Origin of the sequence: Pedobacter sp. PLR (assembly GCF_026239675.1) — a bacterium.
Lineage (GTDB): Bacteria > Bacteroidota > Bacteroidia > Sphingobacteriales > Sphingobacteriaceae > Pedobacter.
On sequence record NZ_JAPIVQ010000002.1, the window covers coordinates 760,002 to 769,559 of the forward strand.

The 9,558-nt window shown below is 39.9% G+C and carries 11 protein-coding genes and 1 pseudogene; 8 read left to right on the plus strand and 4 right to left on the minus strand.

What is annotated here, in order from left to right; all coding sequences use genetic code 11:
• Positions 1-99: 99 nt before the first annotated feature.
• Positions 100-543, minus strand: a pseudogene (locus OQX61_RS06925) (SRPBCC domain-containing protein).
• Complete coding sequence (locus tag OQX61_RS06930; RefSeq protein ID WP_265840913.1) at positions 530-871, minus strand: metalloregulator ArsR/SmtB family transcription factor; 342 nt, start codon at positions 869-871, stop codon at positions 530-532. The pseudogene OQX61_RS06925 and the gene OQX61_RS06930 overlap by 14 nt, the downstream one beginning before the upstream one ends.
• Before the next feature lie 180 nt (positions 872-1,051).
• Here OQX61_RS06930 and OQX61_RS06935 point away from each other — a divergent pair, with 180 nt between their 5' ends.
• Positions 1,052-1,621, plus strand: a complete 570-nt coding sequence (locus OQX61_RS06935; protein WP_265840914.1) for a hypothetical protein — start codon at positions 1,052-1,054, stop codon at positions 1,619-1,621.
• A 67-nt stretch (positions 1,622-1,688) separates the two neighbouring features.
• Positions 1,689-2,645, plus strand: coding sequence for a TIGR01212 family radical SAM protein (locus tag OQX61_RS06940; protein WP_265840915.1), 957 nt, complete (start codon positions 1,689-1,691; stop codon positions 2,643-2,645).
• Here OQX61_RS06940 and OQX61_RS06945 read toward each other — a convergent pair.
• Positions 2,624-3,106 carry an SRPBCC family protein gene (locus OQX61_RS06945; RefSeq protein ID WP_265840916.1) on the minus strand — a complete coding sequence of 161 codons (483 nt, stop codon included), beginning with the start codon at positions 3,104-3,106 and terminating at the stop codon, positions 2,624-2,626. The two genes, OQX61_RS06940 and OQX61_RS06945, sit on opposite strands and share 22 nt — an antisense overlap.
• A 329-nt stretch (positions 3,107-3,435) precedes the next feature.
• Here OQX61_RS06945 and OQX61_RS06950 point away from each other — a divergent pair, with 329 nt between their 5' ends.
• The 3 genes from OQX61_RS06950 to OQX61_RS06960 all read left to right on the plus strand — a co-directional run bounded on the left by OQX61_RS06950 (position 3,436) and on the right by OQX61_RS06960 (position 6,724).
• Positions 3,436-4,812 carry an ammonium transporter gene (locus OQX61_RS06950; protein ID WP_265840917.1) on the plus strand — a complete coding sequence of 459 codons (1,377 nt, stop codon included), beginning with the start codon at positions 3,436-3,438 and terminating at the stop codon, positions 4,810-4,812.
• Between the two features lie 134 nt (positions 4,813-4,946).
• Positions 4,947-5,966 (plus strand): outer membrane beta-barrel protein, encoded by a 1,020-nt coding sequence (locus tag OQX61_RS06955; protein ID WP_265840918.1) that lies wholly within the window; start codon positions 4,947-4,949, stop codon positions 5,964-5,966.
• Between the two features lie 95 nt (positions 5,967-6,061).
• Positions 6,062-6,724, plus strand: a complete 663-nt coding sequence (locus OQX61_RS06960) for a DUF4468 domain-containing protein (protein WP_265840919.1) — start codon at positions 6,062-6,064, stop codon at positions 6,722-6,724.
• Here the strand turns inward: OQX61_RS06960 and OQX61_RS06965 are convergent, their stop codons facing one another.
• Positions 6,725-7,198 carry a ribonuclease H-like YkuK family protein gene (locus tag OQX61_RS06965; protein ID WP_265840920.1) on the minus strand — a complete coding sequence of 158 codons (474 nt, stop codon included), beginning with the start codon at positions 7,196-7,198 and terminating at the stop codon, positions 6,725-6,727.
• A 391-nt stretch (positions 7,199-7,589) separates the two neighbouring features.
• On the opposite strand from OQX61_RS06965, the gene OQX61_RS06970 reads away from it, so the two are divergent.
• The 3 genes from OQX61_RS06970 to OQX61_RS06980 all read left to right on the plus strand — a co-directional run bounded on the left by OQX61_RS06970 (position 7,590) and on the right by OQX61_RS06980 (position 9,480).
• Entirely contained in the window at positions 7,590-7,808 is a 219-nt protein-coding gene (locus tag OQX61_RS06970; protein WP_265840921.1) for a hypothetical protein, read from the plus strand.
• Between the two features lie 69 nt (positions 7,809-7,877).
• The gene (locus OQX61_RS06975; RefSeq protein WP_265840922.1) at positions 7,878-9,182 is read left to right on the plus strand and encodes a DEAD/DEAH box helicase; all 1,305 of its coding nucleotides are present in this window, start codon (positions 7,878-7,880) and stop codon (positions 9,180-9,182) included.
• A gap of 49 nt (positions 9,183-9,231) precedes the next feature.
• The gene (locus tag OQX61_RS06980) at positions 9,232-9,480 is read left to right on the plus strand and encodes a DUF1456 family protein (protein ID WP_265840923.1); all 249 of its coding nucleotides are present in this window, start codon (positions 9,232-9,234) and stop codon (positions 9,478-9,480) included.
• The last annotated feature ends 78 nt before the right edge of the window (positions 9,481-9,558 follow it).

Sequence of the window (9,558 nt, forward strand, 5' to 3'; positions counted from 1 at the left end):
CCTGGCTAAGTAATTTTTTCTGTAAAGCGGTTATTATTGATATCTATATATATTAATCTCAATATATCTTTACATAAATATGTGTGATGACATTGCCGTTTAAGCAGTCAGAAGGCCTGATAATTTATCCAGCATTTTAATCCAGCTTTGGTAAGCCCCGTTTTCTTTGGCCGAAGCTTCGGGTACGGTTTGATGAATAGATAGCCTGGTTTGTTGTCCAACCGGGCTAAAGGAAACGGTAGTTAAGATTTCCATAGGCCAGTCTCCAGGCTTTCCAGCATCGATTGCCGCTAAAGTATCGCCGGATCATTGCTTAAAGTCATGGTGAATACCAGTTTCTCCATGAACTGGATCATGAATGCAGGAATGAAAATTACCGTTTTCTTTAATGTTGAGGTGCTTGTAGCTGATGCTGCAACCCTCAGGAGCATACCATTGTGTCAATTGTTTCGGGTCTGTCCAGGCTTGAAATACCATTTCCACCGGGGCATTAAAAAGGTGTGTGATGTACAACTCTTTTTCTTTGTTTTTAGTGATTTCCATCGTCTTGGGTTTTAGTTTTTAAATCCTGTAGATAATGATCAAGTTTTTCGAATCTATGCAACCATTGTTTTTTGGACTGTGATACCCAGTCGGACACTTCGTCCAGCTGTTCCAGACAAACCTCGCAATACCTTTCCCTGCCTTTTTGAGTCACCACAACCAGACCGCATTCTGTTAGTATTTGAATGTGTTTGGAAATGGCCTGCCGACTGCTATCGAAAGTTTCCGCAATGGCGTTTAAGTTCATAGGTCCTGCGGCAATTTTTTCAATAATCTGCCTGCGGGTAGGATCGGCTATGGCCTGAAATACATCTCTTCTAATGATCATAATGAAAAATATAATCATAAAGATAAGCGCAATCATTTGGTTGCGCAAGTGTTTTGGTAACTATTTTTTACTAACCTGTTGAAATACAGCTTTTAGATGGTTTCCTTGTTTAGATAATTGTATAGTCATATGTCATCGTTGCCCCTTTGTATTTTATACCTTTGCAAGAAAAGAATCTTGATGGGGAAATTGAACCAGTTCGTGTATAAGTATGTGTTGCTTTTGTCAGTGTTTTTATTGACCGGCCTTTCTGCTATTGCCCAGGAAGTGATAGATTGTGAAAAGACACTAGATCAGGAGCCTTATTTTGTGAGAAATAAATCCGGTGCGAAAGATCTGGCTTTGCAACGTGATATTGAAGTCTTAAAACGCTGCGGTAATTTTAATCCGGTAGATAGTGCTTTTCTCAAAGGCAACATGTTGGGCATGCTACTGCTTCAGGAAGTACGGGCTGGAAAACCTGCTACTTACCGCACCCTGGTAGAGTTCTTTCAAAATTTCAGGAAAACAGCGGAATATAAGGATTTCTCTTATGGATTGGCATTGTATCGTAAAATAGGGGAGAAGAAGGTGAATCTGGCTGATTGGTCCAATGATCAGGAGCTGTTTGTCAGAATGGGGTTTACGGTGAATGATCTGGAAGATTTTAAAGCTTTTATTTCCCGCCCGGAACATGCAGAGTTGAGTTACTTGCAGGTTTTTTCGAAGTACATGAATGAAATTGAAGGAATGCGGGTAGACAAAGATTAGAATTTACTCAAAGCCTTAGAAAAGGTATTAAAAATAAAAGCCGTACTTTTGTGAAAAATTAAAGCAATTGGGAACTCTACTGGACTTAGGAATAAAGGGATATAATAATTACGGAACGCACTTGAAAGAGAAGTATAAGGGGCAGCGCGTATTCAAAGTAATCGTTGATGGTGGTTTCACCTGTCCGAATCGTGATGGCAGTAAAGGCTATGGCGGTTGTACCTATTGTAACGTAGATTCATTTACACCGGAGCTTTCCAGAAGACTACCAACGATCCGCGAACAATTGGAACAAGGTATAGAAAGAGGTAAAGGCTTTTATAAAGCAGATAAGTTTATTGTCTATTTTCAACCAAATACCAATACCTATGCACCGGTTCATTATCTGAAAATGATGTATGATGAAGCGCTTTCTATCAACACGGAAGATGTAGTAGGTTTTTCTGTAGGTACCCGTCCGGATTGTATCGATGCGGAAAAAGTAGCCCTTTTAGAAAGCTATGCTGATCGTTTTGATGTTGATTTGGAAATGGGGATGGAGTCTATTTATGACGAAACCCTGGATCAGATCAATCGTGGTTGTAGTCATGCGGAATTTGTAGCCGCAGTTAAATTGCTGGACAACTCTAAGCTGGACCTGTGTGTACACACTATCTTTGGTTTCCCCTGGGAAACAGAAGAAATGATGCTGGGGTACATTCATGAAATCAATAAATTTCCTAAAATCAAATTTGTGAAATTCCACCACCTTCACGTAGTGGAAGGCTCTATCATGGGGGCGAAATATAAAAAGGAACCTTTTAAATTGTTCACTTTAGAAGAATACACGGATTTCCTTTGTAAGGCAATTCCATTGTTGCGTCCGGATGTAGTGATTCAACGCCTGTTCGGTATTTCAGATTGGGATTTATTGATCGCGCCAAACTGGGGATTAAACAAATCCTCTATTCAGACGTATATCGATAAAGAAATCGAACGTAGGGGAGTGGTACAAGGATCTGCTTATGTTCCTGTGGCAGAATAATCACCGAACAGTTCTATTACCTTCTTTTTTCTAAATTCAAATATTTGTTGTAGTTCTGCTGCAACAAACAGACTGTTGGCCATTCTTCCGAAGATGCCCATGGGCATGCCGTAGGTTAAAATGTCGTTCATCTCTACGCCGCCATCAATCGCAGAGAAATGATGTTGGTGATGCCAGAATTTGTAAGGGCCAAAACGCTGCTCGTCTATAAAATACTCCTGATCTTTTACCTGGGTGATTTCTGTCATCCAGTTCAGCTTAATCCCTGATAAGGGAGATATCTTATAAGTAATGATCATTCCCGGATACATCTTTTTCTGATCATTAGGGTCTGAGGTCACTTGAAAGGCCATTTCAGGTGGGGTAATCTGCGCTAAATTCATGGGAGAAGAGAAAAAATCCCAGGCTTCTGCAAGACTAACAGGTAACTGCTGACTAAATTTCAATTGGTACACTTTCATAAGTAGTTAAAGGTACGATATTTCTCTATTTCCGGTTTTCATCAGGTGAAAATCTATAGATCATGTTATTTTTATCTGTTTTTCTATAATTACCTCCGTTTATTTCTATTATTTCATTTTTAGTACTGTGTTTTGTGGTGAATTTGTGAGTTTTATATACAATTGAACTTTAAAATTGGCTTTTTGTTATGTTTTTAATCTATTTTTTGGAATTTATATAACGTTTTCGTGATTTTGTATCTGTTTTGTTTCATTAAATTCTAATTATTCACTAATTTTATGGAATAATCAGAGAAAAACCAATTATAAATTTTAAAAACAGAGAAATCATGGCCAAGACTTTATTAAAACAGGTGGGACCTTTTGCAGTTTTAGCAATAATTGCAATTTTAGCCCTTTTTGTACCCCTTCATCCGAACTTTGACGAGGGAAAGTACAATACTTCCGACATTGCATTCATTTTAGTGGCTACCGCCCTGGTATTTTTGATGACTCCAGGTCTTGCTTTCTTCTATGGAGGTATGGTTCATCGTAAAAATGTTCTTTCTACGATGATTAAGAGTGTCGTTGCCGCAGGTGTGATCAGTGTTTTATGGGTAACCGTGAGCTTTAGTCTGGCCTTTGGAGAAAGCATCAACGGATTAATCGGAAATCCACTGACCTATTTGTTCTTTCAGGGTGTAAACTCCGGACCATCATGGAGCCTGGCACCAACTATTCCATTAACCTTATTCGCGCTTTTTCAATTGATGTTTGCCATCATTACTCCCGGGCTGGTAGTTGGTGCGGTTGCAGAGCGTATTCGTTTCACTTCATATATCTTATTTATTGTCTTGTTTGCACTTTTCGTGTATTCTCCATTGGCGCATTGGACATGGCATCCGGAAGGCATCCTGTTTAAAATGGGGGTGCTTGACTTTGCAGGTGGTACAGTAGTCCACATTTCTGCGGGAATGGCTGCTTTGGCAGGAGCACTTGTATTGAAAAGAAGAAGAAGTCACCAGGATCATCAGGAAGTTCCTCCTGCAAATATTCCTTATGTATTAATCGGTACCGGATTACTTTGGTTCGGCTGGTTTGGCTTTAACGCTGGTTCTGCATTGGGAGCAAACAGTCTTGCGGTATCTGCTTTTGCAACGACTAATATCGCTGCCGGTGCAGCAGGTTTGTCATGGATGTTCTTCGATGTAGCCAGAGGTAAAAAACCGTCAGTACTAGGTTTCTGTATTGGTGCGGTAGTAGGATTGGTCGCGATCACGCCAGGTGCGGGATTTGTGAGTATCCCTTCCAGTATCTTCATCGGTGCTGCTGCTGCGGTAGTTTCTAATCTTGCCGTAGTCTGGAAATCAAAAACCAGCTTAGATGATACACTTGATGTATTCCCTTGTCATGGTGTAGGTGGTATCGTTGGAATGTTGTTGACGGGTGTATTTGCGACGAAAACTGTAAATGCAGCGGGTGTAGATGGTTTGCTTTATGGAAATCCAACATTCTTCTTTATCCAGTTGAAAGGCGTACTTATCGTAGCCCTTTTCAGTTTCGTGGTTTCTTTCTTAATCTTCAAATTCATCAATGTCATTCAGCCAATCCGTGTGACTTCTGAGGAAGAAGAAGCTGGTCTGGATGCTAGTCAGCATGACGAGAAATATTTCCAGGGTACTTTAATCGTTGCCGCAACAGGCTTAGAAATCGACCATGTTGATTAATTGCTAAACCAAATTTAGAAGCCCTAAAGGCTTCTAAAAGAACATCCCTGAAAAAACAATTTTGCCTATGTTATAATACCCCTGTACAAATGCTTTAACCCATTATTGATTCTATACCTCAAACCAACCAAACTATGAAACTAAGATCAATTTTCACCACTGCATCACTGTCCTTCGCTTCCTTTTCTTACGCTCAGGAAGCACCTTTGCAGATTTCCGGATCTGTCGATACCTATTATAAGTATGATTTTGCGAAACAACCTAATATCGGAACCAGCTTTGCGGGCGACCAGAATTCTATCTCCTTAGGGATGATAGATCTGGCGCTAAAGAAAACAACAGGAAAAGCTTCATTTGTAGGGGAGTTGTCTTTTGGACCACGAGGACAATATCAATCCCTGATCAATGGAGATGGAACTGACGACAATTCCTTTCACATTCAAAATCTATATGCTGCCTATGCCTTTACGGATAAGTTTACTGTAACTGCCGGATATATGGGAACCTTTATTGGCTATGAAGTGATTTCTCCGACAGGAAATTACAATTATTCTACTTCGTACCTGTTTACCAGCGGACCATTTCAGAATGCAGGGATCAAAGGGAGTTATGCCTTCTCCAGTAAAGTGAGCCTGATGTTAGGGTTATTTAATGATTGGAATGTGTATAAAGACCTGAATGGGGTGTCTCATGTTGGCGGACAGTTAACCGTTAGTCCTGTTGAAGGCTGGACGGCTTACCTAAATGTATTGTCGGGGAAATCTGCGGGAGCACCAGGTACAGGAACTATACTGGATTTAACCACTTCCTATCAGGTGACAGAAAAGGTGAAACTGGGTTTGAATGCCGCAGATTATTCTGTAACTCATGATGGCGGTGGATATAGTGGCGGCGCATTGTATGCGCAAAATGCATTTACTTCTGCTTTTTCTTTAGGATTAAGGGGCGAGTATTTTAATTGGAAAGGGACGGGGGAGGACAGCGATGAAAACATTCTCGCAGTCACGCTTTCTGCAAATGTGAAAGCCGGCGGATTGACATTTATTCCCGAGGTTCGGTTTGACGATGGATCCTCAGCTATGTTTGTGAAAAAGAACCTTAATCCTTCTAAGAATGCTTCTCAGTTTTCTTTGGCCGCGGTTTATGCTTTTTAGTCTTCGTTAAATAAATACAGGAGGAGGTTGTTTAGATCAGAATTTTGCAATTTGCATGCTGTTTTAAACAGCCTTCTTCCTTTAAATAGATGCTTATGAAATTATGTATGGCGTGCTTATGGTGTTTTGTCGGATTTTCCGGTGCTTTTGCACAGGACCAGCAAGGATTGCAGAAATCAGAACAGAAGGTGCTGCAAAAACAAAATGAACAGCAAACACAGAAGGAAGAACCTCTGCTGTCATTTGATGAAAGGGGAAAATACATTTATTACGAAGTTGTCTCCAGGAAAGACAAGACTGCAGAGGAGTTAAAACAATGTGCAAAAGCTTATTTTAAAAGTCTTGTAGCGCCAAAAATTCAGCTGTCGGCACAAGATTCTCTGTGGACTGGGAAAGGAAAACTAATCATCAACAAAACGGCCTTTGTATTGACCCGTCCATCGGGGGAAGTCCGTTATCAGTTGTATCTTGATTTTAAAGATGGCAAGTATCGTTTTTGGCTGACAGATTTCAGCTTTATTCCATACCAGCGTGATCGTTATGGAAATTTCGTCCCTGCTACACCAATAGGGACTCCTTTAGAACAAAAACCAGGGAAATTAAATGCAGCAGAATGGGAATCTTACCTCAAAGTAACCGCTAAAGAAGCAAAGTTATTTGCTGATAAATTTAAGCGTGCTATGTTGCTGGATGAGGCAATAACTGTTCCTACCGCTAAAGCGGTTCCGGTACAGCGTACAAAAGATCAAAAATGGTAATTAGTGTACCATTTTATCGGCGCAGGTGGAGCTGGCAAAAGCCTCAGGCTTTGCTTTAAAAATAAATCCCATACTCAGGATATAGCCCATTGCTTCATTTAAAGCCTTGTTCGACTTAAACATCGGATTGGTGTTGATGTCTGCATGGACTTCCAGATCCACATCATACAAATCCAGTAAATCGCAGACAGCATAAGCGGTTTCAATAGATTTTTGTACTTCTACCAGCATTCTTTCCTTAATGCTCATTTTTTGTGGCGTTTTCTCCTGATGGATGTACATGAAACCTCCGTGGTTTTCCCTTAACAGGACGATTACCGTCGCAAAATCAGTCAGCGGCCCTTTTACCTGTGAGTCTGTACCGATACAGACCTTGAGGTGGAACCCTTTTTCGGTCTCCCTGATGATGGCTTGTTCTACTTCTTCTAAAATGGACGAGTGAATCACCTCGCCGCTAAATTTCTTCCAGGTCATACGTTATTTGGTGTTAGAGTAAACAACCCGTATTCAGGTTTCTTAAAAATACCCGGATTAAATTAAAAAACCATTAATTTAATGTGGTTTAATTGTCAACAAATACTTAGTTTTCAACAGGTTGTATTTTTTTAATAAAGAGTTAATAATGAGTGGATGGTGTTTTTGCAGTTAGCTAAATTCTTTTTGCAGCGCGTTACCGGCTTTTTACCTGGAGTCCAATCGCTGTAATAAAGGAATCCAATATTGGTAAAACCGGATGCCAATGCCAGAAAATGAAAACCCTTTTTCTTCGTGTTTGTTATAATAATTCTTCCCCAAGGCCCGTTTCTTATAGTAGAACAGGTTCTTATCGAGAGAAGAATAGGCTATTTATCTAAATATAAGCATTATGAAAGCAGAATTGATTAATGAGTTTTATTTATTACAACAAAGCTTGGCTCCTTATGATTACCAGGAGAAAATAGAAGAACAGGTATACGAACCTTTAAAAAAGGCAAATCATAAAATGACCTCCTGGATTTACAAGCGTGGAAAGATGTTGATGATTCTGGACCGGAAGATGAACAGCTCTATGAAGCATCTGAGGCGTAAATATTTGAAATTTTAACCTGAATTTTATATTTCCCGACATTTCCCCCTGACGTTACTGGCTTAATTCCCTTATCTTTGTGCCATTATGGTAGAAAAGATACTGGAGAAATTAAAAATTACTTCTTTGAACGAGATGCAGCAGGCATCACTTGCGGCGACCGGAAAAGGAAGTGACGTGGTTTTATTGGCGCCTACAGGTTCTGGTAAGACATTAGGCTTTTTGTTTCCTCTATTGAAAAACCTCAATGCAGATGTAAAAGGAGTGCAGGCTTTAGTACTGGTACCTTCTCGCGAACTTGCTTTACAGATTGAGCAGGTATTCAAGCAGATGGGGACTGGTTTTAAAGTGAACTGCTGTTACGGGGGGCACCCTGTTAAAACAGAACGAAATAATTTAGAAGAACCACCGGCGGTATTAATCGGCACACCGGGAAGAATAGCCTATCATTTGCGTCATGAGAATTTTGATGAATCTCCGATCCACACTTTGGTGCTGGACGAGTTTGACAAGGCGCTGGAATTTGGTTTCCAACAAGATATGGCTTATATCATCGCGAAATTACTTTCTCTAAAACAAAGAATCCTGACTTCTGCTACGGCAATGGAACAGATTCCTGATTTTACAGGCGTAAAAAAGCCGGTGGAAATAGATTTCCTGAAAGATGTTAAGGTAGCACCTGATTTGAAGCTGAAAAAGGTGTTAACCACCGCAGCAGATAAATTGGATACCTTGTTTCAACTGATCTGTAAGATCGGAAATAAAACAACCTTAATTTTTTGTAACCACAGAGAAACGGTAGACAGGATCAGTGATTTACTGATCGACAAAGATTTGGCACACGATATTTTCCATGGTGGCATGGAGCAGGATGAGCGTGAGCGCGCCTTGCTAAAATTCAGAAATGGAAGTATTAAAATCTTAATTACAACGGATCTTGCTTCCCGTGGTCTGGATATTCCAGAGGTGGAATACATCATTCATTACCAATTGCCATATACGGAAGATGCATTTTTACACCGCAACGGACGTACAGCTCGTATGAATGCAAAAGGTACCGCTTACCTGGTCATTGCTGATGATGAGAAATACCCTTTCCTGAAAGCAGATATCGAAACGGAAAACCTAAAAGGTAGCTTTGCGCTTCCTAAGGATAGCCAGTGGCAAACATTATACATCGCTGCAGGTAAAAAAGATAAGGTCAACAAGATTGATATTGTCGGTTTATTATTGAAAAAAGGTGGCCTTGAAAAGGACGATGTTGGTCTGATTGAAGTAAAAGATACGGCTTCTTATGTGGCGGTAAAAAGAAACATGGTAGGTAGAGTGCTTGCTGCTTTAACTAACGAGAAAATTAAAAACAAAAAGGTGAAGATTGAAGTTGCGATGTAAATCGAAACAATTAATATTGATCTGAATTTAATACATAAAGTTCAAAATAATGAGCAATAACGATATTTTTAAGAAATTGCGCGTCGCGCTGGAACTAACAAATGATGATATCATCAAAATTATGGAATTGGTGAACTTCAAAATCACTAAAAGTGAGCTTGGTTCCTTCTTTAGGAGTGATGACCACCCAAATTTCAAACCTTGTGGTGATCAGATTCTGAGAAACTTTTTAAATGGTCTTGTGATCTATAAAAGAGGTCCAAGAGTGACTGAGCCAACTGAAAAACCAGTTAACTAAAACGTCATATTTCGGGTTAAGCCCTGTGGGAAATTAAATTTCCACAGGGCTTTTTTTGTTGAAAAATCAGCCTTTAAA